Annotated in this window: 28 protein-coding genes; 6 read left to right on the plus strand and 22 right to left on the minus strand. The window is 56.1% G+C overall.

The genetic code is table 11. From position 1 onward, the window contains the following. The 8 genes from fabF to yceD form a co-directional block, all read right to left on the minus strand. The coding region (fabF, locus tag DOU50_RS14750) for a beta-ketoacyl-ACP synthase II (RefSeq protein ID WP_148769665.1) at positions 1-1,002 on the minus strand (1,002 nt) is incomplete at its 3' end. 91 nt (positions 1,003-1,093) lie between these two features. After that, positions 1,094-1,330: an acyl carrier protein gene (acpP, locus tag DOU50_RS14755; RefSeq protein ID WP_003857954.1), complete on the minus strand. Its 237-nt coding sequence runs from the start codon at positions 1,328-1,330 to the stop codon at positions 1,094-1,096. A gap of 154 nt (positions 1,331-1,484) precedes the next feature. Beyond that, positions 1,485-2,219, minus strand: a complete 735-nt coding sequence (fabG, locus tag DOU50_RS14760) for a 3-oxoacyl-ACP reductase FabG (protein WP_148769666.1) — start codon at positions 2,217-2,219, stop codon at positions 1,485-1,487. A 12-nt stretch (positions 2,220-2,231) separates the two neighbouring features. Next, complete coding sequence (gene fabD / locus DOU50_RS14765; RefSeq protein ID WP_024909026.1) at positions 2,232-3,161, minus strand: ACP S-malonyltransferase; 930 nt, start codon at positions 3,159-3,161, stop codon at positions 2,232-2,234. A gap of 15 nt (positions 3,162-3,176) precedes the next feature. Beyond that, positions 3,177-4,130, minus strand: coding sequence for a beta-ketoacyl-ACP synthase III (locus tag DOU50_RS14770; protein ID WP_008500797.1), 954 nt, complete (start codon positions 4,128-4,130; stop codon positions 3,177-3,179). Positions 4,131-4,136: 6 nt separating this feature from the next. Continuing rightward, positions 4,137-5,171: a phosphate acyltransferase PlsX gene (plsX, locus tag DOU50_RS14775; RefSeq protein ID WP_024909025.1), complete on the minus strand. Its 1,035-nt coding sequence runs from the start codon at positions 5,169-5,171 to the stop codon at positions 4,137-4,139. An 80-nt stretch (positions 5,172-5,251) separates the two neighbouring features. Then, a complete protein-coding gene (gene rpmF / locus DOU50_RS14780) occupies positions 5,252-5,425 on the minus strand; it encodes a 50S ribosomal protein L32 (RefSeq protein WP_003857964.1) in 174 nt (57 codons plus the stop codon). Between the two features lie 16 nt (positions 5,426-5,441). Next, a complete protein-coding gene (gene yceD / locus DOU50_RS14785; protein WP_014883375.1) occupies positions 5,442-5,963 on the minus strand; it encodes a 23S rRNA accumulation protein YceD in 522 nt (173 codons plus the stop codon). A 140-nt stretch (positions 5,964-6,103) separates the two neighbouring features. Between yceD and DOU50_RS14790 the strand changes: the two genes are divergently transcribed. After that, entirely contained in the window at positions 6,104-6,688 is a 585-nt protein-coding gene (locus tag DOU50_RS14790; protein WP_024909024.1) for a Maf family protein, read from the plus strand. A 132-nt stretch (positions 6,689-6,820) separates the two neighbouring features. On the opposite strand, the gene rluC is transcribed toward DOU50_RS14790, so the two are convergent. Beyond that, positions 6,821-7,768: a 23S rRNA pseudouridine(955/2504/2580) synthase RluC gene (gene rluC, locus DOU50_RS14795; RefSeq protein ID WP_024909023.1), complete on the minus strand. Its 948-nt coding sequence runs from the start codon at positions 7,766-7,768 to the stop codon at positions 6,821-6,823. Positions 7,769-8,340: 572 nt separating this feature from the next. Here rluC and rne point away from each other — a divergent pair. Continuing rightward, the gene (rne, locus tag DOU50_RS14800; RefSeq protein WP_148769667.1) at positions 8,341-11,454 is read left to right on the plus strand and encodes a ribonuclease E; all 3,114 of its coding nucleotides are present in this window, start codon (positions 8,341-8,343) and stop codon (positions 11,452-11,454) included. Positions 11,455-11,495: 41 nt separating this feature from the next. Here the strand turns inward: rne and DOU50_RS14805 are convergent, their stop codons facing one another. Then, entirely contained in the window at positions 11,496-12,434 is a 939-nt protein-coding gene (locus DOU50_RS14805) for a LysR family transcriptional regulator (protein ID WP_148769668.1), read from the minus strand. 109 nt (positions 12,435-12,543) lie between these two features. Between DOU50_RS14805 and DOU50_RS14810 the strand changes: the two genes are divergently transcribed. Beyond that, positions 12,544-13,758, plus strand: a complete 1,215-nt coding sequence (locus DOU50_RS14810) for an MFS transporter (protein WP_090417360.1) — start codon at positions 12,544-12,546, stop codon at positions 13,756-13,758. A 75-nt stretch (positions 13,759-13,833) separates the two neighbouring features. Here DOU50_RS14810 and flgL read toward each other — a convergent pair whose 3' ends face one another. The 11 genes from flgL to flgB all read right to left on the minus strand — a co-directional run bounded on the left by flgL (position 13,834) and on the right by flgB (position 23,730). Then, positions 13,834-14,787 carry a flagellar hook-associated protein FlgL gene (gene flgL, locus DOU50_RS14815; RefSeq protein WP_024909019.1) on the minus strand — a complete coding sequence of 318 codons (954 nt, stop codon included), beginning with the start codon at positions 14,785-14,787 and terminating at the stop codon, positions 13,834-13,836. A gap of 14 nt (positions 14,788-14,801) precedes the next feature. Further along, positions 14,802-16,442, minus strand: coding sequence for a flagellar hook-associated protein FlgK (flgK, locus tag DOU50_RS14820; protein ID WP_032650846.1), 1,641 nt, complete (start codon positions 16,440-16,442; stop codon positions 14,802-14,804). Positions 16,443-16,517: 75 nt separating this feature from the next. Continuing rightward, positions 16,518-17,471, minus strand: a complete 954-nt coding sequence (flgJ, locus tag DOU50_RS14825; protein ID WP_024909017.1) for a flagellar assembly peptidoglycan hydrolase FlgJ — start codon at positions 17,469-17,471, stop codon at positions 16,518-16,520. Continuing rightward, positions 17,471-18,568: a flagellar basal body P-ring protein FlgI gene (locus DOU50_RS14830; RefSeq protein ID WP_029740346.1), complete on the minus strand. Its 1,098-nt coding sequence runs from the start codon at positions 18,566-18,568 to the stop codon at positions 17,471-17,473. The genes flgJ and DOU50_RS14830 overlap by 1 nt, the downstream gene beginning before the upstream one ends. A gap of 12 nt (positions 18,569-18,580) precedes the next feature. Then, positions 18,581-19,279, minus strand: coding sequence for a flagellar basal body L-ring protein FlgH (gene flgH / locus DOU50_RS14835; RefSeq protein ID WP_024909015.1), 699 nt, complete (start codon positions 19,277-19,279; stop codon positions 18,581-18,583). Between the two features lie 57 nt (positions 19,280-19,336). Continuing rightward, the gene (gene flgG, locus DOU50_RS14840) at positions 19,337-20,119 is read right to left on the minus strand and encodes a flagellar basal-body rod protein FlgG (protein ID WP_008500810.1); all 783 of its coding nucleotides are present in this window, start codon (positions 20,117-20,119) and stop codon (positions 19,337-19,339) included. A gap of 11 nt (positions 20,120-20,130) precedes the next feature. Continuing rightward, positions 20,131-20,886, minus strand: a complete 756-nt coding sequence (locus DOU50_RS14845) for a flagellar basal body rod protein FlgF (RefSeq protein WP_008500811.1) — start codon at positions 20,884-20,886, stop codon at positions 20,131-20,133. A gap of 20 nt (positions 20,887-20,906) precedes the next feature. Continuing rightward, complete coding sequence (gene flgE / locus DOU50_RS14850; protein ID WP_061715547.1) at positions 20,907-22,157, minus strand: flagellar hook protein FlgE; 1,251 nt, start codon at positions 22,155-22,157, stop codon at positions 20,907-20,909. A gap of 26 nt (positions 22,158-22,183) precedes the next feature. Then, the gene (gene flgD / locus DOU50_RS14855; RefSeq protein ID WP_061715548.1) at positions 22,184-22,894 is read right to left on the minus strand and encodes a flagellar hook assembly protein FlgD; all 711 of its coding nucleotides are present in this window, start codon (positions 22,892-22,894) and stop codon (positions 22,184-22,186) included. 11 nt (positions 22,895-22,905) lie between these two features. Beyond that, positions 22,906-23,310 (minus strand): flagellar basal body rod protein FlgC, encoded by a 405-nt coding sequence (flgC, locus tag DOU50_RS14860; RefSeq protein WP_008500814.1) that lies wholly within the window; start codon positions 23,308-23,310, stop codon positions 22,906-22,908. A gap of 3 nt (positions 23,311-23,313) precedes the next feature. Continuing rightward, the gene (gene flgB / locus DOU50_RS14865) at positions 23,314-23,730 is read right to left on the minus strand and encodes a flagellar basal body rod protein FlgB (RefSeq protein WP_023311135.1); all 417 of its coding nucleotides are present in this window, start codon (positions 23,728-23,730) and stop codon (positions 23,314-23,316) included. Between the two features lie 157 nt (positions 23,731-23,887). Between flgB and flgA the strand changes: the two genes are divergently transcribed. The 3 genes from flgA to flgN all read left to right on the plus strand — a co-directional run bounded on the left by flgA (position 23,888) and on the right by flgN (position 25,364). Then, the gene (gene flgA, locus DOU50_RS14870) at positions 23,888-24,547 is read left to right on the plus strand and encodes a flagellar basal body P-ring formation chaperone FlgA (RefSeq protein ID WP_024909011.1); all 660 of its coding nucleotides are present in this window, start codon (positions 23,888-23,890) and stop codon (positions 24,545-24,547) included. Between the two features lie 93 nt (positions 24,548-24,640). Continuing rightward, positions 24,641-24,934: a flagellar biosynthesis anti-sigma factor FlgM gene (gene flgM, locus DOU50_RS14875; protein WP_032650838.1), complete on the plus strand. Its 294-nt coding sequence runs from the start codon at positions 24,641-24,643 to the stop codon at positions 24,932-24,934. 4 nt (positions 24,935-24,938) lie between these two features. Beyond that, a complete protein-coding gene (gene flgN, locus DOU50_RS14880; protein ID WP_008500818.1) occupies positions 24,939-25,364 on the plus strand; it encodes a flagella biosynthesis chaperone FlgN in 426 nt (141 codons plus the stop codon). A 59-nt stretch (positions 25,365-25,423) separates the two neighbouring features. On the opposite strand, the gene murJ is transcribed toward flgN, so the two are convergent. After that, a complete protein-coding gene (murJ, locus tag DOU50_RS14885) occupies positions 25,424-26,959 on the minus strand; it encodes a murein biosynthesis integral membrane protein MurJ (protein WP_148769669.1) in 1,536 nt (511 codons plus the stop codon).

Here is a 26,959-nt window from a genome sequence, read left to right on the forward strand (position 1 = left end):
GGAGCTCACCATTACGCGGCTGGCAGATTCGCCGAAGATAGACTTAACCGCCTGAGCTTCCGCTTTATCGCCTGCTGGCGTAGAGGTGCCGTGCGCGTTCACGTAGCCAATTTGTGCTGGGGTAATACCCGCATCACGGATCGCGTTTTCCATCGCCAACGCAGCACCCGCGCCGTTCTCAGGAGGAGACGTCATGTGGTAAGCATCGCTGCTCATGCCGAAACCAACGATTTCAGCATAAATTTTCGCACCGCGTTTTTTCGCGTGTTCGTACTCTTCCAGTACGATCATGCCCGCACCGTCGCCCAGCACGAAGCCGTCACGGTCTTTATCCCACGGACGGCTCGCCGCCTGCGGGTTATCATTACGGGTAGACAGCGCACGCGCCGCACCAAAACCGCCGACACCCAGTGGGGTACTGGCTTTTTCAGCACCGCCCGCAACCATAGCATCTGCATCGCCGTACGCAATAATGCGCGCGGCCTGGCCGATGTTATGTACGCCAGACGTACAGGCGGTGGCGATAGAAATGCTTGGCCCACGCAGGCCAAACATGATGGTCAGGTGACCTGCCACCATGTTAACAATCGTGGACGGAACGAAGAACGGGCTGATCTTACGCGGGCCGCCATTCATCAGAGATGTATGGTTTTCCTCGATCAGGCCAAGACCGCCAATCCCGGAGCCGATAGCGGCGCCGATACGGGTTGCGTTCTCTTCCGTAATCACAAGGCCAGAATCCTGCATGGCCTGAACGCCAGCGACAATTCCATATTGAATGAAGGCATCCATCTTGCGCTGTTCTTTGCGCGAGATGATCTCTTCACAGTTAAAATCCTTTACTAAGCCAGCAAATTTCGTTGCATAGGCGCTAGTATCGAAATGGTCGATTAGGCTGATGCCGCTCTGACCGGCAAGGAGAGCTTTCCAGGTGGACTCTACGGTATTGCCGACAGGAGACAACATGCCAAGTCCGGTCACAACTACACGACGCTTAGACACGTTTGTCCTCCAGGGAGGGATAAAAAAAGAGATTCGTGGGACTAAAAAAGATAAAACTCAGGCGGTCGAATGACCGCCTGGAGATGTTCACTTACGCCTGGTGACCGTTGATGTAATCAATGGCAGCCTGAACGGTGGTGATCTTCTCAGCTTCTTCGTCCGGAATCTCAGTATCAAACTCTTCTTCCAGAGCCATTACCAGCTCAACGGTGTCAAGAGAATCTGCGCCCAGGTCTTCAACGAAGGAAGCGGAGTTCACAACTTCTTCCTGCTTAACGCCCAGCTGTTCGCCGATAATTTTCTTAACGCGTTCTTCGATAGTGCTCATACTCTTAAATTTCCTATCAAAACTCGCTTTCGCGATGGTTTTCGTAGTGTATAAAATGTTGAAAAATTTGCAACTAAATCCCGGCAGTTCGTACCACGATTTTACGTTATTTTGAGGCCATTCGCCCTAATAACGCAAATATTTTTCATCATGGTTAAACCATATACATCCCGCCGTTGACGTGGAGGGTCTCACCAGTGATGTAACCCGCTTCGTCAGAGGCTAAAAATGCAACCGCACTGGCGATTTCTTTAGGGTCGCCAAGACGACCCGCCGGAACTGCCGCCAGCGTACCCGCACGCTGCTCATCAGTCAGCGCACGCGTCATGTCCGTTTCAATAAAGCCCGGAGCAACAACGTTTACCGTAATACCGCGGGACGCAACTTCACGTGCCAGCGACTTACTGAAACCAATCAGACCTGCTTTCGCCGCAGCGTAGTTAGCCTGACCAGCATTTCCCATGGTACCAACCACAGAACCGACAGTGATAATACGACCATGACGCTTTTTCATCATAGCGCGCATTACCGCTTTTGACAGACGGAATACAGATGACAGGTTGGTTTCGATGATATCGTTCCACTCGTCGTCTTTCATTCGCATTAACAGGTTATCGCGAGTGATCCCGGCATTGTTTACCAGAATATCCACTTCGCCAAACTCTGCGCGAATATTTTCCAGAACAGATTCGATAGATGCAGGTTCAGTCACATTCAGTACCAGACCTTTACCGTTTGCACCCAGATAGTCGCTGATGGCCTGAGCGCCATTCTCGCTGGTTGCTGTTCCAATCACCTTCGCGCCGCGCGCAACCAGTGTTTCAGCAATTGCACGCCCGATACCGCGGCTTGCGCCAGTGACCAGGGCGATTTTTCCTTCAAAACTCATGGTATTCCTCTTTTATTGCGAGAGTGCCGCTGACATCGCTTCCGGCTCGTTAATCGCCGAGGCTGTCAGGGTGTCAACAATACGTTTTGTCAGACCGGTGAGGACCTTACCTGGGCCGACTTCATACAGATGCTCAACGCCCTGAGAGGCCATAAACTCAACGGTTTTGGTCCACTGTACCGGGCTGTAGAGCTGGCGAACCAGCGCGTCGCGGATAGCTTCCGGCGTGGTTTCGCATTTCACATCGACGTTGTTCACAACGGAAATCGTCGGTGCGTTAAACGTAATTTTTTCCAGCTCAACCGCCAGTTTCTCGGCGGCAGGCTTCATCAACGCACAGTGAGACGGCACGCTGACCGGCAGCGGCAGCGCACGTTTAGCACCCGCCGCTTTACAGGCCGCACCTGCACGTTCAACCGCTTCTTTATGGCCGGCAATAACCACCTGGCCCGGCGAGTTGAAGTTAACCGGAGAGACTACCTGGCCTTCTGCAGATTCTTCACATGCTTTTGCAATTGCAGCGTCATCCAGACCGATGATGGCAGACATACCGCCCGTGCCTTCCGGCACCGCTTCCTGCATGAATTTGCCGCGCAGTTCCACCAGACGTACCGCGTCAGCAAACGCGATCACACCGGCACACACCAGCGCAGAGTATTCGCCCAGGCTGTGACCCGCGAGCAGCGCGGGTGCTTTACCGCCCTGCTGCTGCCAGACACGCCACAGCGCAACGGACGCGGTCAGCAGCGCGGGCTGGGTCTGCCAGGTTTTGTTCAGCTCTTCGGCCGGCCCCTGCTGGGTCAGCGCCCATAAATCATAACCCAGTGCATCAGAAGCTTCACGGAAAGTCTCTTCAATGACCGGATAGGTTGCTGCCATTTCAGACAACATCCCAACGGTTTGAGAGCCCTGGCCCGGGAACACAAAAGCAAATTGCGTCATTTTTTATTCCTTATCCTAGAAACGAACCAGCGCGGAACCCCAGGTGAACCCGCCACCGAAGGCTTCAAGCAAGACCAGTTGGCCCCGTTTGATTCGTCCATCGCGTACCGCTTCATCAAATGCGCACGGTACCGACGCCGCAGAGGTGTTGCCGTGACGATCCAGCGTCACCACAACGTTATCCATCGACATGCCCAGCTTTTTCGCGGTCGCGCTGATGATACGCAGGTTCGCCTGATGCGGCACCAGCCAGTCGAGCGCGGAGCGTTCAAGGTTATTCGCTTCCAGCGTTTCATCAACGATGTGTGCAAGCTCAGTCACCGCCACCTTGAACACCTCGTTCCCTGCCATCGTCAGGTAAATCGAGTTGTCCGGATTAACGCGATCGGCGTTAGGCAGGGTCAACAGTTCGCCGTAGCTGCCATCAGCATGCAGATGCGTCGAGATGATACCCGGCTCTTCGGACTGCCCCAGCAGCACCGCGCCCGCACCATCACCAAAAATAATGATCGTTCCGCGATCGGTCGGATCGCAGGTACGCGCCAGCACGTCAGCACCGATCACCAGCGCATATTTAACGGCACCGGACTTCACGTACTGATCGGCTACGCTCAGCGCATAGGTAAAACCTGCGCATGCGGCAGCGACGTCAAACGCCGGGCAGCCCTTAATGCCGAGCATGTTTTGCACCTGGCACGCCGCGCTTGGGAAAGCATGCGTGGCAGACGTCGTGGCCACCACGATCAAACCGATCTGTTCTTTATCAATGCCCGCCATTTCGATAGCACGCTGTGCGGCTTCGTAACCCATGGTCGACACGGTTTCGTCTGGCGCGGCAATACGACGCTCACGGATACCTGTGCGCGTGACAATCCACTCGTCAGACGTATCTACCATTTTTTCCAGATCGGCGTTGGTACGCACCTGTTTTGGCAGGTAGCTGCCGGTACCTAAAATCTTCGTATACATGTACGCTCAGTCACTTTTAGCTAATACAGATTCCAGGCGAGCGGCAATCCGCTGAGGGACTTGTCGCTGCACCGCCTGCACTGCCTGTTCAATCGCGACAGCAAATGCTCGCTGATTGGCGGCGCCATGACTCTTAATCACGATGCCGCGCAATCCTAACAGACAGGCGCCATTATACTGGTCGGGGTTGAGGTGACTGAATCGCCGCGTCAGGCTCTTTTGTAACCAACGCTTCAATAAAATCAGCCACCAGGCGCTTTTTTTGCCTTCTCCCTGAGATTTCAGCAGAGAAAGAAACATGCGCACGACCCCTTCCATGGTCTTCAACGTTACGTTTCCGGTGAAGCCATCGCACACCAGAACATCCGTTTTCCCCGTCAACAACTCATTGGCTTCGAGATAACCAATATAGTTGATGGAGGGAACCTGTTTGAGCAATTCAGCCGCTTCGCGAATGCTGTCCAGGCCTTTGGTCTCTTCTTCACCAATGTTCAGTAACGCAACACGGGGAGTGTTGATCCCGACGACTTCTTCTGCCAGCACCGATCCCATCACGGCAAACTGAGCCAGCATAGTACTATCACAATCGACGTTAGCGCCCAAATCGAGCACTACCGTTTTGCCCTTCTGCTGATGCGGTAACACCGTCACCAGCGCCGGACGCTCAATACCTTCTATAGGTTTGAGCAGTAATTTCGACAGCCCCATCAGCGCGCCGGTATTCCCCGCGCTGACGCAAGCCTGAGCTCGCCCTTCTTTCACCAGCTCCAGCGCTACCCGCATAGAGCTGCCACGACTATTGCGAATAGCCTGCGAAGGTCGGGCATCACTGGCAATAACTGACTGCGCAGGAATAATCTGCAGACGCGAACGTTGTTCAAAGTCAGCTTTTGCGAGTAATGGCGTGATTGCGTCGGGATTGCCGACTAAAAGAAGTGTGAGTTGCGAATTAGAATTCAGTGCCTGCAATGCTGCAGGCACTGTCACGGAAGGGCCAAAATCTCCCCCCATGACATCTAACGCCAGGGTTAGACGTGTCAAGGTATCGTCGCAGCCTGGTTCGGTAAATTCCCCGTTTGCACGGGGAAATCCTCACTAAGCCTAATCACGCTTGCGCGTGATTACTTAGTGATAACCTTGCGGCCGCGGTAGAAACCGTCAGCGGTGATGTGGTGACGCAGGTGTTTCTCACCAGAAGTCTTGTCTACAGACAGGCTGGTAACTGCAGTCAGCGCGTCATGGGAACGACGCATGCCACGTTTGGAACGGGTTGGTTTATTCTGTTGTACGGCCATGGACCTTACTCCTCAATTACTTACGCTTTAAGCTGGCTAATACGGCAAATGGGTTTGGTTTTTGCGCTTCATCAGGCAGTTCCCCAAAGACCATGTCCGCCTCGGACACTTCACAGTGTTCAGAATCATGCACCGGAACCACTGGCAAGGTGAGGATGATTTCATCTTCAACCAGAGCCAGAAGATCGATTTCACCGAATTCGTTAACCTCAATCGGCTCATACGCTTCCGGGAGTGCTTCAGCCTGTTCGTCAGAACGAACCGGACTGAAACAATACGTTGTGTGAACATGCTGTACAAACGGTTTCCCGCAACGCTGACACTCGAGCGTTACCGTCACCTTTGCATCACCGGTTAAAACGGCGAGACGCTGGTTGTCGATAGCGAACGACATGGAGCATTCTACATCACTGTCCACACTGACTACGGATTCGGCAATACGCTCAGCCTGATCGGAAGTATAGATACCTTCATAATCGAGGCGTTTTTGAGCCGTACGAACCGGATCAAGAGTCAGGGGTAATTTTACCTTTTGCATAGGGCGCGCATATTAACTTTGTAACGTCATAGAGTCAAAGAAAAAGGCAACCAGAGCTGCCTTTTGCCAATTATTCGCACACATTGCGGCCTGTAGTTTAAAATGGCTGGCATCGATACGCTATATCTGGTGATAAAAATATGCCAAATCTCGTCCTTGCTTCCACGTCTCCCTACCGCCGAATGCTGCTGGAAAAGCTCGGGATCCCGTTTGAATGCGCCGCGCCAGAGGTTGATGAGACGCCACAGCCGGGCGAGTCACCGCGTCATCTGGTAACGCGTCTTGCTAAAGAGAAAGCGCAGTCGCTGGCCGCACGCTATCCTTCGCATTTGATTATAGGCTCCGATCAGGTTTGCGTGCTGGACGGCGAAATCACCGGCAAGCCCCATACGGAGGAGAACGCCTGCCAGCAGCTTCTGCGCGCGCGAGGCACTATCGTGACCTTTTACACGGGCCTGGCGCTCTATAACTCCGCCACCGGTCATCTGCAAACGGAGTGTGAACCGTTCGACGTACACTTCCGCCATCTCAGCGAGCAAGAGATTGTGGATTATGTACGTCGGGAACGTCCGTTGAACTGTGCGGGGAGTTTTAAAAGTGAAGGATTGGGGATTGCGCTGTTCGACAAGCTGGACGGTCGCGATCCCAACACGCTGGTGGGGTTACCGCTGATTGCCTTGTGTCAGATGTTAAGACGAGAAGAGTGTAATCCGTTGACGGTGTGACCTTCGCCGGGTGGCGCTGCGCTTACATGGGCCTACTACACTGCGGCCTGCTGCCCTCCCCCCGGCCCTCTTCCACAGGGAGAGGGAGCAAACATTAAAAACGGCAACATTCGTTGCCGTTTTGCGTTTACCTTAGCCGCGCAGAACCTTAAGACAGCGTTTCAACTGCTCATCCAGCGGCGCTTCAATACGGATGACTTCACCGGTATTCGGATGGGTAAACTTCAGCGCTGCCGCATGCAGGAAAAGACGCGACAGTCCCGTCCCCGCCAGCTGCTTATCAAACTCGCGGTCGCCATAGCGGTCATCAAAGGCGATGGGGTGCCCTGCAAACTGCGTATGCACGCGGATCTGGTGGGTACGACCGGTCACCGGACTGCAGCGCACCAGCGTGGCAAACTCATAGCGCTCTTCAACCTTAAAGCGCGTCTCAGACGGTTTCCCTTCCTGGCTCACGCGGACAATGCGTTCACCGCTTTGTAGAATGTTCTTCAGCAGCGGCGCCTGCACCACTTTTACATGGGACTGCCACTGACCGCGCACCAGCGCCAGATAGTCTTTCTGCATCCCTTTTTCACGCAGCTGTTCATGCAGCGAACGCAGCGCGGAACGCTTTTTCGCCACCAGCAGTACGCCTGAAGTGTCACGGTCAAGACGGTGCACCAGCTCAAGGAAGCGCGCTTCCGGGCGCAGGGCACGCAGCCCTTCAATCACGCCGAAGCTCAGACCGCTACCGCCATGGACTGCCGTTCCTGACGGTTTATTGAGCACCAGAATGTGGTCATCTTCGTAAAGGATGACATCGCTCAGGGCCGCCACTTTCTGCAGCTTTGGTGAAACGGTCTCTTCTTCACGCTCAGCCACGCGCACCGGCGGAATACGCACTTCGTCACCGGCTTCGAGTTTGTACTCGGGCTTCACGCGTTTTTTGTTAACCCGCACCTCGCCCTTACGCAGGATGCGATAAATCATACTCTTTGGCACACCTTTCAGCTGGGTGCGCAAAAAGTTATCGATACGTTGCCCCGCGTCATCTTCGGCGATGGCAACCATTTTTACGGCTGGAGTCTCTGTTTTCATGGGTGGCGATTCTAAATATCGTCAGCCATTAGCGCCACTCATTTTTCTATGCTTATATTTACTTTTATCCGGCCTGCTCCCCGTTTCGCGCAACCGATTTGGTGGTTATTAAACCAATCGCCATTCTGAAGTGAAGAAACTGTGAGTAACCGGGTGATAATTGGTAAAAGTCATCTTGCTATAACCCGGCGAGCAGTGGAATAATGAGGCTGTTTTCCGTGTTAAATCCTGGTTAAGTAAGGATGTTGACGGAATGACCAATTTTGTCTGACCGATCATCCACGCAGCAATGGCGTAAGACGTATTGATCTTTCAGGCAGTTAGCGGGCTGCGGGTTGCAGTACTTCCCGGTATAAGGATTGTTCTCTGGAGAGTTCTACCCAGGCAATTCCCCTGATAATTGCGCTGTGTTTCCGTATGAAATACAGGCAACCGACACTCTGCGCCTCTTAAGCGAGCGACAACCGTGAGGTTGGCGACGTGAACAGACACGAGGCCATCGGTTCATACCCCGGAAAGCGTCACCTTGCCCGCAGCTTTGTCGTCAATGTAAGAATAACGAGTAAGTTACGATGAAAAGAATGTTAATCAACGCAACTCAGCAAGAAGAGTTGCGTGTCGCCCTTGTGGATGGGCAGCGCCTGTACGATCTGGATATCGAAAGTCCTGGACACGAACAGAAAAAAGCGAACATTTACAAAGGTAAAATCACCCGCATTGAACCAAGCCTTGAAGCTGCATTTGTCGATTACGGTGCTGAGCGTCATGGTTTCCTCCCCCTGAAAGAAATCGCCCGCGAATATTTCCCTGCAAACTACAACGCCCATGGCCGACCAAACATCAAAGATGTTCTGCGTGAAGGTCAGGAAGTTATCGTTCAGATTGATAAAGAAGAGCGTGGCAACAAAGGTGCCGCACTGACCACCTTTATCAGCCTGGCAGGGAGCTATCTGGTTCTGATGCCTAACAACCCGCGTGCGGGTGGCATCTCTCGCCGTATCGAAGGTGATGACCGTACCGAGCTGAAAGAAGCGCTGGCAAGCCTCGAACTGCCTGATGGCATGGGTCTTATCGTGCGTACCGCGGGCGTGGGCAAATCAGCCGAAGCGCTGCAATGGGACCTGAGCTTCCGTCTGAAGCACTGGGAAGCCATCCAGAAAGCAGCGGAAAGCCGCCCTGCTCCGTTCCTGATCCACCAGGAAAGCAACGTGATCGTGCGTGCCTTCCGTGACTATCTGCGTCAGGACATCGGTGAGATTCTGATCGATAACCCGAAAGTGCTTGAGCTGGCGCGCCAGCACATCGCCGCGCTGGGTCGTCCGGATTTCACCAGCAAAATTAAACTGTACACTGGTGAAATCCCGCTGTTCAGCCACTATCAGATCGAATCCCAGATTGAATCCGCCTTCCAGCGTGAAGTGCGCCTGCCGTCCGGCGGTTCTATCGTTATCGATACCACTGAAGCGCTGACCGCTATCGACATCAACTCCGCGCGTGCAACTCGCGGCGGCGATATCGAAGAGACCGCCTTCAACACCAACCTTGAAGCCGCTGATGAAATCGCCCGCCAGCTCCGCCTGCGCGACCTGGGTGGTCTGATTGTTATCGACTTCATCGACATGACCCCTGTTCGCCACCAGCGTGCGGTAGAAAACCGTCTTCGCGAAGCGGTGCGTCAGGACAGGGCGCGTATCCAGATTAGCCATATCTCACGCTTTGGCCTGCTGGAGATGTCCCGTCAGCGTCTGAGCCCGTCGCTGGGTGAGTCCAGCCATCACGTTTGCCCGCGCTGCTCCGGCACCGGTACCGTGCGTGATAACGAATCGCTGTCCCTCTCTATTCTGCGTCTGATTGAAGAAGAAGCGCTGAAAGAGAATACCAAAGAGGTGCACGCGATTGTTCCTGTGCCAATTGCCTCCTACCTGCTGAACGAAAAACGTGCTGCGGTAAGTGCTATTGAAGCGCGTCAGGGCGGCGTTCGCTGCATCATCGTGCCAAACGACCAGATGGAAACTCCGCACTATCACGTGCTGCGTGTCCGTAAAGGTGAAGAGACGTCCACGCTCAGCTACCTGCTGCCGAAGCTGCACGAAGAAGAGATGGCCCTGCCTTCCGATGAAGAGCCAGCCGAGCGCAAACTGCCTGAGCAGCCTGCGTTAGCGACCTTTATCATGCCAGAAGCCCCACCGGAAGCGGCACTGGAAAAACCTGCGGCTAAACCTGAAGCGCAGAAACCAGCAGCAGCGAAAGCCCAGCCGGCGCAGCCGGGCCTGCTGAGCCGCTTCTTTGGCGCGCTGAAGAAGATGTTTGCTGAAGAAGAAGCTCAGCCAGAACAGCCGAAGGAAGAGCCAAAAGCGGCCAAGCCTGAACGCCAGCAGGACCGCCGTAAACGTCAGAACAACCGCCGCGATCGTAACGACCGTAGCGATCGTAATGACCGCAGCGAGCGTCGTGACAACCGCGACAACCGTTCTGAAAATAACGAAGGTCGTGAGCAACGCGAAGACAACCGTCGCAACCGTCGCGAGAAACAGCAGCAGAATGTTGAAGATCGTGAAATTCGCCAGCAGGCGGGCGATGAGTCTGAGAAGAGCAAACAGCGTGACGACCAGCAGCCGCGCCGTGAACGCAACCGTCGTCGTAACGACGAGAAGCGTCAGGCACAGCAGGAAGTCAAAAACCTGAACCGCGAAGAGCCTGTTGAACAGCAGGACGGCGAGCAGGAAGAACGTACTCAGGTTATGCCGCGCCGTAAGCAGCGCCAGCTTGCTCAGAAAGTCCGCTTCGCCTCCGAAGCAACCGAAGAGTCAGCCGTTGTCGCAGTTGAAACCCGCGAGAACGCAACCGGCACGCAGCTGGCGAAAGTTGATCTGCCTGCGGTCGTTGAAAACAACGTTGAGCAGGATGAAAACGGTGAAAACCGTGATAACGCCGGTATGCCGCGCCGTTCACGCCGTTCCCCACGTCATCTGCGCGTCAGCGGCCAGCGCCGTCGTCGCTATCGTGACGAGCGTTACCCAACTCAGTCGCCAATGCCGCTGACCATTGCCTGTGCTTCGCCAGAAATGGCTTCCGGCAAAGTCTGGATCCGCTACCCGGTTGCTCGCCCGGAGCAGGTTGTTGAAGAGCAGCCTGTAACCGAAGAGGTGATTGCACCTGCGGCAGCGGTAGAAGACGTTGTGACTGAAGCGGCAACCGTGGTTGAACCTCAGGTTGTTGAAACGGAAGCACCTCAGGCAGTTGAAGTCGAAACCACTCATCCGGAAGTAATTGCCGCGCCGGTTGATGCCGCACCGCAGCTTATTGCTGAAGAAGATGTCGTGGTGGCTGAGGAAGTTGCTGAAGAGGCTGAACCTGTAGCCGCAGTGGAAGACACCGCTGAAGCCACCGTCGAAACCACCACTGAAGAAGTCGTTCAGGACGTTGAGATTGAGGTTGAACCGGTTGTTGAAGAACCGAAAGCGCCTGAAGTGAAACCTGAACCGGTTGTCTCTGCGCCAGCCGCTGCCCACGTGGCGACAGCACCGATGACCCGCGCTCCGGCGCCGGATTACGTGCCAGAAGCACCGCGTCACAGCGACTGGGTTCGTCCGGCGTTCAGCTTCGACGGCAAAGGCGCTGCTGGCGGCCACAGTGCAACGCATCAGGCGACTGCACCGGCAACGCGCCCGCAGTCTGTCGAATAACGACGCTGAAAGTAAAAAGCCGACCTTAGGGTCGGCTTTTTTTATGGCTGCTGCACAGGCCTTCTCATCCCGGAGACCTCCGGCATGACCTGCCGCATCAGCTCCAGAAAACGCCGCAAGCGTGCCGGATAATAACGGGACCAGGGGTAAACCAGATGCACCGGCAGCGCCGCTGGCTGCCACTCCGGCAGCAAATGCACCAGCCGCCCTTCCCGAATATCATCCTTTACCGTCCAGCTGGATACCACCGCCACACCGAGACCGGTGAGCACCGTATTGCGTGCGACATACAGGCTGTCGGTGCTGAGGCGTGGCGTAATAGCAATCCGCGCGGTGGCGGGCGAGGCATCGTGAAAAAGCTCCACGTGGCGCTGGTAAAAAGAGCTGATCGCTATCCAGGGAAACTGCTGCAAATCCTCCGGCGTGGTAACCGCTGGAAAACGGGCCAGCAGTGCCGGAGAGGCGACTACCGAGCGCGGCACTTCCGCCAGCAGCACGGATACGGTCGCCGGATCGACCTCCACGCCCACCCGAATAGCGCAGTCAAGGTTGTCGCCGAGGAAGTCCGCCGACCGATCGTTGAGCATCCACTCAATCGAAAGCTGCGGATAGCGTTGCAAAAATTCGGTTACGGGTTTCAGAAGCTGATCCTGACCAAACGCGTGTGGTGCCCGCACCCGCAGCACGCCTACGGGCTCATCTTCCGTCTGCCCCACCTCATCTTCCAGCGCCAGCCAGCTGTCAATCACCCGACGAGCGTGCTGGTAGCAGCGTTCGCCATCATCCGTCAGCCGCGTCGTGTGGGTAGTGCGCAGTATCAGGCGCACGCCCAGCATGGTCTCCAGCGACTGTAGCCGTCTGCTCACCGTGGCCTGGGTGGTGGCCAGCTGCCGTGCCGCCGCAGAGAGGGAACCCGCCTCCACTATCCGGACAAACGTCCGCATTAGCTCCACCCTGTCTATACGCTCAGCTCTTTTCATTGCATTTTCACTTATACGTTAAACGTATAAGCGTTTTACCACCGGGCCCGCTACCGTCGCAAGGCGTACTGATAAAAAATAGCCGCACACGACGAATGAGGAACAACTTATGAACACAACAACGACTCCCCATGCTGTAAGCCGCTGGGTGATTTTTATGCTGGCTCTGGGGGCCGGTTTCAGCGTGGCATCAATCTATTACGCGCAGCCCCTGCTGCCGCTAATGGGTGCCGATCTGCATCTGAGCATTGAAGGTATGGGTCTGGTCCCAACGTTAACTCAGGCAGGCTATGCGCTCGGTATCCTGTTCCTGCTTCCCCTGGGCGATCGCCACGACCGCAGGACGTTAATTCTGATTAAAAGCGCAGCGCTGGCGCTGTTTCTTCTCGGCTGTAGCCTGACCGGGCAGATCCATTCTCTGCTGCTGGCAAGCCTGCTCATCGGCATGGCCGCCACCATGGCACAGGATATCGTCCCTGCTGCGGCGATTCTTGCACCAGAAGGTAAACAGGGGAAAACCGTGGGCACGGTAATGACCGGGCTGCTGATGGGTATCTTATTATCAAGAACCGTGAGCGGCGTAGTGGGCGAAGCGTTTGGCTGGCGCGTCATGTACCAGCTGGCGGCGGCGAGCATTGCGTTCATCGGGGTGATGATGTGGTTTGTGCTTCCCCGTTTTGCCATTCACTCCACGCTGAGCTATCCCGCACTGATGCGTTCAATGGAACATCTGTGGCGTCGTTATCCGGCGCTGCGCCGCGCGGCGCTGGCTCAGGGTTTTCTGTCGATTGCCTTCAGCGCCTTCTGGTCAACGCTCGCGGTCATGCTGCTGGAACGCTATCACCTTGGCAGTGCCGTAGCGGGTGGGTTTGGTATTGCGGGTGCCGCCGGTGCATTAGCCGCCCCGCTGGCGGGGGGTCTGGCGGACAAACTGGGCGCAGGAAAAGTTACGCAGCTTGGTGCCGTCCTAGTGACCGTTTCATTCGCCCTGATGTTCCTGATGCCCGCGCTGAGCGTTCATGGACAGCTGATGCTGATCGCCGTCTCTGCCGTCGGGTTCGACCTGGGCCTGCAGTCCAGCCTGGTCGCTCACCAGAACCTGGTCTACAGCCTTGAACCGCAGGCGCGCGGTCGTCTCAATGCCCTGCTCTTTACGGTGGTCTTTATCGGGATGGCGCTGGGCTCCGCGTTAGGCAGCAATATCTACTCGCTGGCTGGCTGGACGGGTGTGGTCGCGCTGGCGACAGTCAGTGGCGCCATTGCGCTGGCCATCCGTCTGATAGAAAGCGCGCGCGTCGCCTCCGTACCGGCAGAAGCCGCATAAAAAAAATGCCCAATCCAGACGGATTGGGCAGTAAAACATGCCCAGTTTCAAGACATGTTCCAAGAGGTCAAGATGTTATTTGTTCAGCTGGAACAGAGACATGCCCTGCATATCGCTAAACGCTTTATAAGACGCCTGCAAGGCCGCCTGCTGCATGGTGTAAGAGGAAATCGCTTCGTTCCAGTCGACATCTACCAGATCACTCATCTGCTTAGTCTGACCCAGGGCACGGTCATCTCCCAGCGTATCGAGTTTTTCCAGTTCGTTCATCTTGGTTCCCACATCCGCAACGACCGTCAGGACGTTGTTCTGGGCGTTTTTGATGCCGATCTGCGCATTGGCAATCACCTGGTTTTGCGCCGTTGCGGCAGCCGGATCGTTCTCAATCGGTGTCTTCAGGGACGCAATGGCAGAATCCAGGATTTTGAACATGTTGGTCTGGCCATATCCACCGCCCGGCAGCTGTTCCGCATTACTGGTAATGCTTTCGAAAATTTGCTGTCCGGTATGGCTAATGGTCATATTTCGCGCCGTATCAACCTGCTGCGAGATGGCCTCTGCGCCGCCGTTATAATCCCCGGTCACGGCATCAAACGGTGCGCTCTCGGTTTTGTATCCCGCGAAGATAAAGCGACCATTGCCATCCGTCGTGTTGGCCAGGTTCATCAGCTGATCGCGGATCCCCTGGATATCGGTCGCCAGAGAAAGACGGTCGTCATCGCTTAATGTGCCGTTGGACGCGTAAACTAACTTCTCGCGCACGCTTGAGATTGCGGTGTTCACCTGGGTTAACACGTTATCTTCCAGCGAGACCTTCTGCGTTGCAAAGGTACGCGCAAGCGCGAACTGGCTGTTTTGCGACTGAGATTGCGACAGAACGATGGCCTGCGACGCGGCGATAGGATCGTCCGAAGGACGGTTAACGCGCTTACCGGTGGACATTTGCTCACCGTAGCTCAGCCATCTGCTCTGGGAATCAGTGATCCCGCGCATGTTCTGCTCATACATCATCTGGGTGCTAATACGCATTATTCACCTCAACCTTAACGAATGTTGATAATTGCATCGAAGAGCGTACTGGCAGTCTGGAGAACCTGGGCGTTCGCCAGGTAATACTGCTGATAACGCTGCAAATTGCCATACTCTTCGTCGAGGTTTACCCCAGAGATGGTCTGCTGCTGCTTGATTAACTGCGTTTCCACATTGGCTTTCGTCTGGCTGCTCACCTTCAGTGACGCCGTGGTGCTACCGACGGTACTGACGAGAGAGGCATACGCATCGTTGAAGGTTTTATTTCCACCCACCACTTTGCCGTTTTGCAGATCGAGCAGTTTCTGACCGTTACGGTTGTCACTTTCGCCGCCGTTCTGTACCGACGCCATCGCCAGTTTGGACTCGTCGCTGATCGCCAGATCCATGTTCATGATGACGTTGGAAACCGGCTTCACGGTAAAGCTGTCTTTGGTATTTGCCGTACCGCTCACGTTGACGTTAAGGCCATCAAACGACAGATTACCGCTGGCATCCGGGCTCATCGTAAAGCTGGTTTTGTCTGATGTGCGGGTGACCGTCCAGTCAGTGCCGTTAAACTGCAGCTTATAGTCAGTCGCCTGGACCTGTTTGCTGTCCGCCACAGAGGCCGTAACAACCGCCGATCCGCCGTTCTTGCTGTTGGACAGCACCGCAGGAGAACCAAAGTTGAACAGCTTACCGCCCGCATCACCGTTTGCATCAAAACCGGCTTCATGCTGCGTGTTCATCGCATCGGCAAAGGCCAGCGCCATCTGGTTCAGAGTGTTACGCGCTTTATCCAGATCTTCATTACGGAAGGTCAGTAAACCGCCTAAAGAACCGGTGGTGATAAATTTCTCGGGGATCTCAATATTACCCGCCACGTCATCGACGTAGGCGATGGTCGTACGCGCCGGATCGGCGCTGGACTTCACGGCAGCCAGCTGGCTGGCTTTGCTGCCCTGCACCAGGCTGTAACCATTGCCGAGAGAGATATTAAACGTGCCGCTATCCTGTACGGAGACTTCCACGCCCACGATTTTGTTCAGTTCAGTCACGAGCTGATCGCGCTGGTCGAGCAGGTCGTTTGGCGAAGCACCCGCACCGACGCCGGTCAGACGAGAAATCTGATCGTTCAGGTTCGCAATCTGCGTCGCGTAGTTGTTGATCTGAGACACGCTGCTTGAGATGGCGGTATTGACCTGCGTATCCTGGTCACGAAGATACTGATCGTTGGTTTTGAATTGATTGACCAGACCACCCGCTTTACCCAGCACCGTCTGACGTGCAGCCGGGTCTTCCGCGTTGCTCACCAGGGTTTGCAGGCTTTTGAAGAAGTCCTGCAGCGTGGTGGAGAGCGAGTTGGTGGTATCGGAGAGCACATCGTCAATTTTTGACATCTGCTGATAGCGCGTCGTCAGACCGCTGCTCTGCGTCTGCGCGGCGCGCAGCTGGTTGGTGATGAAGGCGTCATACTCACGCTGGACACCGGAGACATAGACCCCGTTACCCACCCAGCCACCGCCGGTCAGCGTGCTGTTAGATGCGCCCAGCACCGTGGTCTGGCGGGTGTAACCTGCCACGTTATAGCTTGAAATATTATTACTGACGGTATTGAGTGCCGACTGAGCAGCACTGAGGCCACTCATGGCGCTGTTAATCAAACTGGACATGGGGGTTCCTTTTATACGTTCAGACACGAGTCCTGATGAAGGTTATCGGCAACCTCCACCGGGACTTGAGAACTTTCAGAACAGATTTTCGATATCTGTGCTATAGGCTTTGCTGACCTTCTCGCCCATGGATTTCAGCTGCTGGATCATGCTGGTGAGCTTGCGTGCATAGTTCGGGTCAGTCGCGTAGCCCGCGTTTTGCAGCGCCTGAGCACCCTGCTCCGCCGTCGCCGCCTGCGTAACGGCGGTATAACGCGGATTTCGGCTCAGCAGGCCAACATAATCGGACAAGGCTTCCAGATAAGAGCTGTAGACGCGGAATTTGGCTTTGACCTTCACCGCCGCACCGTTCTCGTATTCGGTGGTCGTGATCTCCGTTGTCGGCCCCTTCCAGCTGGAGGTGGCCTTCACGCCGAAGATGTTGAAGCTCGGCTCGCCGTTTTCCTTGCGGATTTGACGCTGACCCCAGCCCGACTCCAGCGCGGCCTGCGCCAGAATCAGGTGATGCGGCACGCCGCTCTGTTCGCTGGCAAGGCGCGCAGGCAGAGAAAGCTGCGCCAGGAAGTCTTTGCTGTCACCGGAGAGCGGCTCATCGCCGCTGCCCGTGGCTTTTGGCATCGCTTTACGCACCAGCTGCGTCAGGGCCTGGTTCTGATAGCTGGTCACCGTTTCCAGGTCGAACTTCATCGGCACCTGCTGCGGCTGCTCCTGAGGCTGAATGCCCTGCGCGGCTTCGGTCTGTTTGACAATCATGTCAGCCAGACCGAGGCCTTTACCCGCAGTCATCTGCTGCGCAATCTGCTGGTCATACATGCTGGTGTAGAGACGCGTTGAATCACTGCTGAACATCCCGTCTTTCGGCAGGGTTTCGCGCATGCTTTTCAGCATCATCTGTACAAACATCCCTTCCACCTGGCGGGCGACCGGGCGGATATTCGCCGCCGGGTCTTTTCCTGCTTTGGTTTTCAGCTCGTTGAGCGACTGGGCGTCCCAGGCAGCACTGGTCAACAGTTTGCTATCGGTCAGCATTAGATGATTTCCAGTTTGGCGCGCAGGCAGCCCGCACTTTGCATCGATTGCAGGATGGACATCAGATCCATCGGCGTTGCCCCCAGGGCATTCAGGGCACGCACCACGCTGTTCAGGTTGGCGCTGGAGCGAACGCTTTGCAGTGACCCGCCGCTCTGACGCATATCAATCTGCGTTTGCGGCGTCACCACCGTCTGACCGCCACCAAATGGCGTATTCGGCTGGCTCACGTTCGCGGAGCGGTTTACCGTCACGGAGAGGTTACCCTGCGCCACGGCACAGCTGTCGAGCGACACTTCCCGGTTCATCACCACCGAGCCGGTACGGGAGTTGATGATCACCTTCGCATCCTGGACCGGAACATTCACTTCCATATTCTGGATATCTGCCAGCATGCGCACCTGGTTGCTGCTGCCGGTAGAGGTACGGATCTGTACGGTGCGCGCATCAAGTGCCGTTGCGTTACCGTAGCCGCGGCTGCGGTTGATGGTATCGGCAATCTGCTGCGCCATCGTGAAGTCTTCATTATTGAGCTGCAGGTTGATGGTGTTGCCCGCGCCAAACTGGGTCGGCAGTTCACGCTCAATGATCGCCCCGTTGGTAATCCGTCCGCCGTTCAGCTGGTTCACCTGCACGCTGCTTCCGCCTGCGGATGCTCCCGCACCGCCGACCAGTATGTTCCCCTGCGCCAGCGCATAGACCTGGCTGTCGACGCCTTTCAGCGGGGTCATCAGCAGCGTACCGCCGCGCAGGCTTTTGGCGTTACCCATTGAGGAGACCACCACGTCAATGGTTTGTCCCTGGCGCGCAAACGCCGGGTAGGACGCGGTGACCATTACTGCCGCCACGTTTTTCAGCTGCATGTTGGTTCCCGCCGGCACGGTAATGCCGAGCTGGGAAAGCATGTTGTTCAGGCTTTGGGTGGTGAACGGCGTCTGGGTCGTCTGGTCACCGGTACCATCCAGACCCACCACCAGACCGTAGCCGATCAGGGAGTTTTCACGTACGCCCTGAACGCTGGTGAGGTCGCGAATACGGTCAGCCTGGGCAAACGTTGCCACCAGCGCAAGCGCCACGGCGAAGATCGATTTAAACATGGGTCACCTCGCTTACATCGGCGATAAATTAAGGAAGAAGCGCTGCAGCCAACCCATATTTTGCGCTTCATTGATATAGCCGTTACCGACGTACTCAATGCGCGCATCCGCCACCTGGGTGGACGGAACGGTGTTGGTGCCGCTGATGGTGCGAGGGTTAACCACGCCCGAGAAGCGAATGAATTCAGTGCCCTGGTTGATGGCGATCTGTTTTTCACCCACAACGTGTAAGTTGCCGTTAACCAGTACCTGGTCAACCGTGACCGTCAGCGTACCGCTGAAGGTATTGCTGGCGTTCGCGCCGCCTTTGCCGTTAAAGGTGTTGCCGCCGGACGCGTTCACATCAGCACGCGCGTTGCCGAACAGCCCTTCGAGATAGCGTGGCACGGTATCGAAGCCAAAATTGGTTTTGCCATCGCGGCTGGCATTCGCCGACGAGCTCTTGCTCGCGCTGACGTTTTCCTGCAGCACAATGGTCAATGTATCGCCGACGTTACGCGGGCGGCGATCTTCAAACAGCGGTTGATAGCCGTAATTAATCGGCTGCGCGGTCTGGAAAATGGAGCCGTTTACCACTGGCGCAGGGCCAGGAACGGGCTGGGCAGTCGTCGCACCCTGGACCAATGGTTTGGACGGGATCAAAGCACACCCGCTGAGGGTGACAGCCAGAACAGTCAGTATCGGATAACGAAACGCCGCGTTTTTTTGCATTGCCTTCATCTTCGAAAACAGGGAGCCGGCGCGGCGTTTACCGCACCGGGCTACACCTTAGAGTTGCGTCAGTTTCTGCAGCATCTGGTCGGTCGTCGACACTGCTTTACTGTTAATTTCATACGCGCGCTGAACCTGGATCATATTCACCAGCTCTTCCGCCACGTTCACGTTGGAGGTTTCAACATAGCCCTGGTACAGCAGGCCCGCACCGTTCAGGCCCGGGGTGCTCTCATTTGGCGTACCGGAGGATTGCGTTTCGGTGTAGAGGTTCTCACCAATGCTTTCCAGACCGGTATCGTTCATGAAGGTGGTCAGGTTGAGCTGCCCAACCTGAACCGGCGCGGCCTGTCCCTGCTGGGTCACGCTGACCACACCGTCACGTCCGATGGTGATGCTCAGGGCGTTGGCCGGGATGGTGATCGCAGGCTGGACCTGGAAACCGCCCGCCGTCACCAGCTGGCCGTTCTGATCGACCTGGAACGAACCGTCGCGGGTATAAGCAGAGGTACCGTCAGGCAGCTGCACCTGGAAGAAGCCCTGCCCTTTGATTGCCACGTCTTTACTGTTGTTGGTCTGAGACAGGTTGCCCTGACTGTGCAGACGCTCGGTGGCCACCGGGCGAACACCGGTACCGATCTGCAGGCCCGAAGGCAGAGTCGTCTGTTCAGAAGACTGCGCCCCCGGCTGGCGGATGGTTTGATAAAGCAAATCTTCGAAAACGGCGCGCTGACGCTTGAAACCATTGGTGCTCACGTTTGCCAGGTTGTTGGCAATCACGTCCATATTGGTTTGCTGGGCGTCCAGGCCTGTTTTCGCGATCCATAAAGAACTGATCATAAGGAGTCCTGTTAACTCATAGCCAGAAGTTGGTTAGCCTTGCCCGCGTTTTCATCCACGCTGCTGATGATCTTCATCTGCATTTCAAAGCGGCGGGCGCTGGCGATCATGTCGGTCATGGCTTCGACCGGCTTGACGTTACTGCCTTCCAGAACGCCGGACATCACGCGGATGCTCGGATCGGCCTGTAACGTGGCACCCCGCGTCGCCTGCGCCGCCTGGGTCAGACGGAACATGCCGTCATCGCCACGCTGCACCTCTTTGCCTTCCGCCTTAACCAGCTTCAGACGTCCGACGGGCGCAACGGTGTTGGCCGGGTCGCCCGGGTTCAGCGCCGAAATGGTGCCGTCCGCGGCGATAGTCAGCTCAGAGCCTTCCGGCACGGTCAGCGGACCCGCTTCCCCCATTACCGGATGCCCCTGAATCGTCAGCTGGCCCGTCGCGCTCACCTGGATGTTCCCGTTACGGGTATAGCCTTCGCTGCCGTCGGCCGTTTGCACCGCCAGCCAGCCGTCCTGCTGCAGGGCAACATCCAGCGGGCGTGAGGTATAGTCCATCTGCCCTGGCGTCATATCGGCGCCTGGGGTTGATGCCGTCACCAGCGTACGGGTTGGCAGGGAAAGCCCTTCTACCGGCACCGCGCGCAGCGCATTAAGCTGCGCGCGAAAGCCCGGCGTTGAGGCGTTTGCCAGGTTGCTGGCGGTAACGGCCTGCTGATTGAGCGTCTGGCTTGCCGCGCCCATCGCGGTATATATTGCGTGATCCATTGCGCTTTCCTGTTAGCCGCTTAACGCAGGTTAACCAGCGTGTTGAGGATCTGATCCTGGGTTTTGATGGTCTGCGCGTTCGACTGATAGTTACGCTGCGCGACGATCATGTTCACCAGTTCCTTACTCATATCCACGTTGGAGGCTTCCAGCGCGCCGTTGGTCAGCTTGCCGAAGTTACCGGTGCCTGCGGTACCCAGCAGCGCCACGCCGGAGGACTGAGAGGCAGACCAGACGTTGTCGCCTTCTGATTTCAGACCTTCGTTGTTGGCGAAGTTTGCCAGCACGATCTGACCCAGAACCTGAGACTGTTCGTTAGAGTAGCTTCCCACCACGGTGCCATCGTCGTTGATCTGGTAGCTCACCAGATCGCCTGGCTTGTAGCCGTTCTGATTGGTTGCCACCACGCTGTTCGCACCGGTGTTCTGCTGCATGGAGTTCAGGAAGCTCAGGGAGAAGGTCGCAGCCGTCGCACCGCTGACAGAACCCGTGGTGATGTTAATGGCCGGCGTGGCGTTTGGCGTTGCGCTCAGTACACCCGCAGCGTCGTAGTTATAGACACCCGCCAGGTTACCGTTCGCATCAAAGTTCATCTGCGCCGCTTTCGCTGCTGTAGAACCTGCAACGCTGCCGTCCTGAGTGTAAAGATCCCATTTATTGTTGGCCGTCTTCACGTAGTAGACGTACATGTTATGGGCGTTACCCTGGCTGTCGAATACGGTCACGGTCCCTTTTTTGTTATAGGTGTCCGGGTTGGTCGCATCGAAAGGGGCCGTTTGAACAGGGTCGGTTGAGTTCAGGTTGATCTGCTGCGTCGCGGTGGTGGTCGATTTTGCCGCCATCAGGGTATTCGGGATAGTAATCGCCTGAGGGTTCGCACCGGTCTGAACGGTAGGCGGCGTACCCGCTACCGGGTAGCCCGTCAGCTGCATGCCCTGCATGTTCACCAGCGTACGGTTTTCGTCCAGCTTGAACTGACCGTTACGGCTGTAGAACACAGAGCCGTTGGAATCGACCATACGGAAGAAACCGTTCTGGCTGATAGCAACGTCCAGACCACGACCGGTGTTGGTGGTGGTACCGTCGGTAAAGTCCTGAGTGATGCCCGCAACTTTCACGCCCAGGCCGACTTTGGAACCGGCAAACATGTCTGCAAATGATGCAGAACCGGATTTAAAACCATAGGTCGCGGAGTTGGCGATGTTGTTGCCAATGACGTCCAGGTTGGTGGCCGCAGCATTCAGGCCGCTGACCGCTTGAGAAAAGGCCATGACTTACTCCTGATAAGTGTTAAGGCTTAGATAATCTGCCGAACTTCGTCGAGTGTGGTGGAACCCGAGGTTCCCAAATCCAGTTTGTTGCCGTCGCTTCCTTTAATCACGCCCTGGACCAGCGCGAACTGCAGCGGCTGCGCTACCAGCTGGGTTGTCCCGTTGCTGGCGCTGATCGCTACTTTGTAGGAACCGTTTGGTGCTTTCGTGCCGTCGGTCAGGCTGCCATCCCAGGTAAAGGTGTGAACACCCGCCTTCAGCTCGCCGATATCAATGGTGCGCACGACCGTGCCGTTGCTGTCGGTAATGGTTGCGGTTACTTTCTCCGCCGCCTGCTGCAACTCAACGCCAAACGGCGTGGTCGTCGTGGTGGTATTGCCGTCGGTGGTGCTGCTACCCGCCAGAATCGTGGTTCCCGGGATCATCACCCCGTGGCCAATCAGGCTTGCCGCCTGCAGAGACTGGGCGCTGTTAATCTGCCCAGAGACGGAACCGAGGGTGGTGTTCAGTTTCTCAATGCCGCTCACGGTACTGATCTGCGCAAGCTGCGTGGTCAGTTCGTTGTTCTGCATTGGGTTGGTGGGATCCTGGTTCTTAAGCTGCGCCACCAGCAGCGTCAGAAAGCTGCCCTGAAGATCGGCGGCGTTACTCCCCGTCAGGGAGTTAGAACCCGTCGTACTCTTTGTGTTGTTAACACCCGAGTTCGTAGGATCATTCACATTTACGGCGATGGACATGCATGTCTCCTTTACTGGCCGAGAGTGAGTGTTTTGAGCATCATGCTCTTCACGGTATTAAGCACTTCGACGTTGGCCTGGTAGCTACGGGAAGCCGACATGGAGTTCACCATCTCACCCACCACATCCACGTTTGGCATCTTCACGTATCCGCTGGCATCCGCGAGCGGGTTACCCGGCTCATACACCAGCCTGTCAGGCGCCTGGCTCTCTACCACATCAGACACCTTCACGCCGCCCGTCGCCGCGCCCGGCGCAGCATCGACCTGAAAGACAACCTGTTTGGCACGATAAGGCTGGCCGTCGGGTCCGGTGACGCTGTCGGCGTTTGCCAGGTTACTGGCAGCCACGTTCAGGCGTTTGGACTGCGCGGTTAACGCCGAACCGGCAATATCAAAAATATTCAACAAGGCCATCTATCAGTTCCCCCCCTGCAGGACGTTCATCATGCCTTTGATTTGTCCGCCGAGTACGGTCAGGCCCGTCTGGTATTTCAGGCTGTTATCGGCAAACTGCGTACGCTCCCGGTCCATATCCACGGTGTTACCGTCGAGTGAGGGCTGATCGGGAATGCGGTAAAGTAAATCGGTCGCTGGCGCGGTCATCGCCTGAGCAGGAATATGGCGAGAGGATGTCATGGCAAGTGCAACACCCGTTCCTTCGGCACGTCCACGCTCCATCACCTTTTTGAGTTCACTGGAAAAATCAATATCGCGCGCCTGAAACCCCGGGGTATCGGCGTTAGCGATGTTGGCGGCTAAAATCTCCTGCCGCTGGGCGCGTAAATTGAGCGCTTCCTGCTGAAAACGTAACGCGGCGTCGAGTTTATCGAGCATGTCTCCTCCGCTGATGGCAAAATTTCAGTTCACAGCTTAAATCTCACCCGGTCTCCCCTATCGACGGAATAAGCGCAAAATGCGTCGCTATTTATTGCGTTGATGCAAAACCACTGCAGGTAGAATTCATTCAACTCTGGAAACGGTGGAACTTGCGATGCAAACGTTAAAACGTGGCCTGATGGCAATTTTCTGGCTGTTTAGCCCGCTGGTGCAGGCTGAAGGCTTACAGGATCAGTTGACGGCTTTCTTTGCTGAGAAGCTGGCAGGCTTTAGCGATGACGTTACCGTTACCGTGCGCACGCCACCGAATCTGTACCCGACGTGTGACCAGCCTTCGTTCAGCGTGGTGGGGTTCACAAAGCTTTGGGGGAATGTGAACGTGCTGGCACGCTGCGCCAACGAAAAACGCTATTTACAGGTTGCAGTTCAGGCGACGGGCAATTATGTTGTCGCCGCCGTGCCCATTGCGCGCGGCAGCGTGCTGCAGACGAACAGCGTGACGTTAAAACGCGGCCGTCTGGATCAGCTGCCTCCACGCACCATGCTGGAAATAAATCAGGCACAGGACGCCGTCAGCCTGCGTGATGTTGCACCAGGCCAGCCGATACAGCTCTCAATGCTGCGCCAGGCATGGCGGATAAAAGCGGGCCAGCAGGTGATGGTGGTGGCCAACGGAGAGGGCTTTAGTATCAACAGTGAAGGGAAAGCGTTAAACAATGCCGCGGTGGCGCAAAACATCCGCGTCAGAATGTCCTCAGGCCAGGTGGTGAGCGGAACCGTCGATTCTGATGGGAATATTCTGATTAACCTATAATCTTTTTAAAGATTTCGCGGCGCGTGCCGATAAATATTCCACTAATGATGATGTCAGGCGCAAACGCCGCGAACCCTCGATGAGGACAACACTATGAGCATTGATCGTACATCAGCCCTGAAGCCGGTAAGCGCTGTACAACCTCGCGAAACGAATGACACTCCTGCGCAAAAAACGCGTCTGGAAAAACCGTCAACTTCCAACAGCACCAGCGTGACCCTGAGCGATGCGCAGGCGAAACTGATGCAGCCAGGCACCAACGATATCAATATGGAACGTGTTGAAGCGCTGAAAACGGCTATTCGTAACGGTGAACTGAAAATGGATACCAGCAAGATCGCTGATGCCCTGATTCAGGAAGCACAGAGTTTCTTACAGAGTAACTAACCGTATGAGTCGACTGTCAGAAATACTGGATCAAATGACGGTTGTCCTGAACGACCTGAAAACGGTAATGGACGCTGAACAACAGCATCTCTCTTCCGGTCACATCAACGGCAGCGCGCTGCAGCGTATTACTGAAGATAAGAGTTCGCTTCTGGCGACGCTGGATTATCTGGAGCAACAACGCCGCGCTGAGCAGGATCCGAAGCGCAGCGCCAATGACGATATTATTGAGCGCTGGCAGACCATTACCGAAAAAACCCAGCACCTGCGCGATCTTAACCAGCATAACGGCTGGCTACTGGAAGGTCAGATTGAGCGTAATCAGCAGGCGCTTGAGGTGTTGAAACCGCATAAAGAAACCGGACTGTACGGTGCGGATGGTCAGACAGCGACTGCGCGTATTGCGGGTGTGAAAAAGATTTCGATTTGACGCATCAGCGACAAATCATGCAGTGGGGAGCACCATAAGGTGAACTCCCCTTTTGGCGTTTATGCCGTCCGGCGGGCAAACTCTTTCACTTTAAAGCCCAGCACCGCGAGCGTGGCAAAGTACGCCAGTACCCCGACGCCCACCACGGCCATCAGCCGCATCAGACGGTAGGGCATGGTGCCCTGAGACCACTCCGGCATCACGTACATCATGCCGAGCAGCGCGGCAGACATCACCAGTACCGCAACGATCAGACGCACCAGGAAACTTCCCCAGCCCGGCTGCGGTGTAAAAATATCCTGCTTGCGCAGCTGCCAGTACAGCAGTCCGGCATTCAGACAGGCCGCCAGACCAATCGATAATGACAGGCCCGCATGCTTCAGCGGACCAATAAACGCCAGGTTCATCAGCTGCGTCATAATCAGCGTCACAATGGCAATTTTCACCGGCGTTTTGATGTCCTGACGCGAGTAGAACCCGGGCGCCAGCACCTTGACGACGATCAGCCCCATCAATCCGACCGAGTAGGCAATCAGCGCGCGCTGGGTCATGGCGGCATCAAAGGCGGTGAATTTCCCGTACTGGAAGAGCGACACCGTCAGCGGTTTGGCCAGAATACCCAGCGCCACCGCGCTTGGCAGGGCCAGCAGGAAGCAGAGACGTAACCCCCAGTCCATCAGGCGGCAATACTCATCATGATTACCGCTGGCAAAACTTTTCGACAGCGACGGCAGCAGGATGGTCCCCAGCGCCACGCCCAGCACTCCGGACGGGAACTCCATCAGACGGTCGGCGTAGTACATCCAGGAAACCGAGCCGGAAACGAGGAACGAGGCAAAGATGGTGTTGATAATCAGCGAGATCTGGCTGACGGAGACGCCGAGAATAGCGGGCCCCATCTGCTTGATGACGCGCATCGCCCCGGCATCTTTGAGATTGATGCGCGGCAGCACCAGCATGCCGATTTTTTTCAGATGCGGCAGCTGATACGCCAGCTGCAGCACGCCGCCCACGGTGACCGCCCAGGCCAGCGCCAGCACCGGCGGGTTGAAGTGCGGCGCAGCGAACAGGGCAAAGCCGATCATGCTGACGTTGAGAAACGTTGGCGCAAACGCCGGAACAGAGAAGCGGTTCCAGGTATTCAGGATCGCCCCCACCAGCGAGGCCAGCGAGATCAGCAGAATATAGGGGAAAGTAATGCGCAGCAGCTGCGAGGTGAGCGCAAACTTGTCGGCCGTATCGGCAAAACCTGGCGCGGTTACCATAATCACCCACGGCGCGGCCAGCATCCCGAGTACCGTCACCACCGCCAAAGCCAGCGTCAGCAGCCCGGAGACATAAGAAACAAAGACGCGCGTCGCGTCTTCACCCTGCTTGCTTTTATATTCCGCCAGGATAGGCACGAATGCCTGGGAAAACGCCCCTTCAGCAAAAATACGACGCAGCAGGTTCGGCAACTTGAACGCGACGAAAAAGGCGTCCGTGGCCATCCCTGCACCAAATACCCTTGCCACAATGGCGTCGCGCGCAAAACCCAGCACGCGGGAAAACATGGTCATCGAGCTGACGGCCGCCAGCGATTTTAATAAGTTCAT

The sequence above is a fragment of the Enterobacter sp. C6 genome (assembly GCF_008122455.1).
GTDB lineage: Bacteria > Pseudomonadota > Gammaproteobacteria > Enterobacterales > Enterobacteriaceae > Enterobacter > Enterobacter pseudoroggenkampii.

Bases quoted from the DNA above. Each gene is read 5' to 3' on its own strand.
- flgH (WP_024909015.1), bottom strand. From the start codon at position 19,279: ATGCAAAAAAACGCGGCGTTTCGTTATCCGATACTGACTGTTCTGGCT.
- flgM (WP_032650838.1), top strand. From the start codon at position 24,641: ATGAGCATTGATCGTACATCAGCCCTGAAGCCGGTAAGCGCTGTACAA.
- murJ (WP_148769669.1), bottom strand. From the start codon at position 26,959: ATGAACTTATTAAAATCGCTGGCGGCCGTCAGCTCGATGACCATGTTT.
- acpP (WP_003857954.1), bottom strand. From the start codon at position 1,330: ATGAGCACTATCGAAGAACGCGTTAAGAAAATTATCGGCGAACAGCTG.
- DOU50_RS14790 (WP_024909024.1), top strand. From the start codon at position 6,104: ATGCCAAATCTCGTCCTTGCTTCCACGTCTCCCTACCGCCGAATGCTG.
- flgD (WP_061715548.1), bottom strand. From the start codon at position 22,894: ATGTCCATCGCCGTAAATGTGAATGATCCTACGAACTCGGGTGTTAAC.
- flgG (WP_008500810.1), bottom strand. From the start codon at position 20,119: ATGATCAGTTCTTTATGGATCGCGAAAACAGGCCTGGACGCCCAGCAA.
- DOU50_RS14830 (WP_029740346.1), bottom strand. From the start codon at position 18,568: ATGTTTAAATCGATCTTCGCCGTGGCGCTTGCGCTGGTGGCAACGTTT.
- yceD (WP_014883375.1), bottom strand. From the start codon at position 5,963: ATGCAAAAGGTAAAATTACCCCTGACTCTTGATCCGGTTCGTACGGCT.
- rne (WP_148769667.1), top strand. From the start codon at position 8,341: ATGAAAAGAATGTTAATCAACGCAACTCAGCAAGAAGAGTTGCGTGTC.
- flgA (WP_024909011.1), top strand. From the start codon at position 23,888: ATGCAAACGTTAAAACGTGGCCTGATGGCAATTTTCTGGCTGTTTAGC.
- flgC (WP_008500814.1), bottom strand. From the start codon at position 23,310: ATGGCCTTGTTGAATATTTTTGATATTGCCGGTTCGGCGTTAACCGCG.
- flgN (WP_008500818.1), top strand. From the start codon at position 24,939: ATGAGTCGACTGTCAGAAATACTGGATCAAATGACGGTTGTCCTGAAC.
- DOU50_RS14770 (WP_008500797.1), bottom strand. From the start codon at position 4,130: ATGTATACGAAGATTTTAGGTACCGGCAGCTACCTGCCAAAACAGGTG.
- flgK (WP_032650846.1), bottom strand. From the start codon at position 16,442: ATGTCCAGTTTGATTAACAGCGCCATGAGTGGCCTCAGTGCTGCTCAG.
- DOU50_RS14845 (WP_008500811.1), bottom strand. From the start codon at position 20,886: ATGGATCACGCAATATATACCGCGATGGGCGCGGCAAGCCAGACGCTC.
- flgJ (WP_024909017.1), bottom strand. From the start codon at position 17,471: ATGCTGACCGATAGCAAACTGTTGACCAGTGCTGCCTGGGACGCCCAG.
- rpmF (WP_003857964.1), bottom strand. From the start codon at position 5,425: ATGGCCGTACAACAGAATAAACCAACCCGTTCCAAACGTGGCATGCGT.
- DOU50_RS14810 (WP_090417360.1), top strand. From the start codon at position 12,544: ATGAACACAACAACGACTCCCCATGCTGTAAGCCGCTGGGTGATTTTT.
- rluC (WP_024909023.1), bottom strand. From the start codon at position 7,768: ATGAAAACAGAGACTCCAGCCGTAAAAATGGTTGCCATCGCCGAAGAT.
- fabD (WP_024909026.1), bottom strand. From the start codon at position 3,161: ATGACGCAATTTGCTTTTGTGTTCCCGGGCCAGGGCTCTCAAACCGTT.
- fabG (WP_148769666.1), bottom strand. From the start codon at position 2,219: ATGAGTTTTGAAGGAAAAATCGCCCTGGTCACTGGCGCAAGCCGCGGT.
- flgB (WP_023311135.1), bottom strand. From the start codon at position 23,730: ATGCTCGATAAACTCGACGCCGCGTTACGTTTTCAGCAGGAAGCGCTC.
- DOU50_RS14805 (WP_148769668.1), bottom strand. From the start codon at position 12,434: ATGAAAAGAGCTGAGCGTATAGACAGGGTGGAGCTAATGCGGACGTTT.
- flgL (WP_024909019.1), bottom strand. From the start codon at position 14,787: ATGCGTATTAGCACCCAGATGATGTATGAGCAGAACATGCGCGGGATC.
- flgE (WP_061715547.1), bottom strand. From the start codon at position 22,157: ATGGCCTTTTCTCAAGCGGTCAGCGGCCTGAATGCTGCGGCCACCAAC.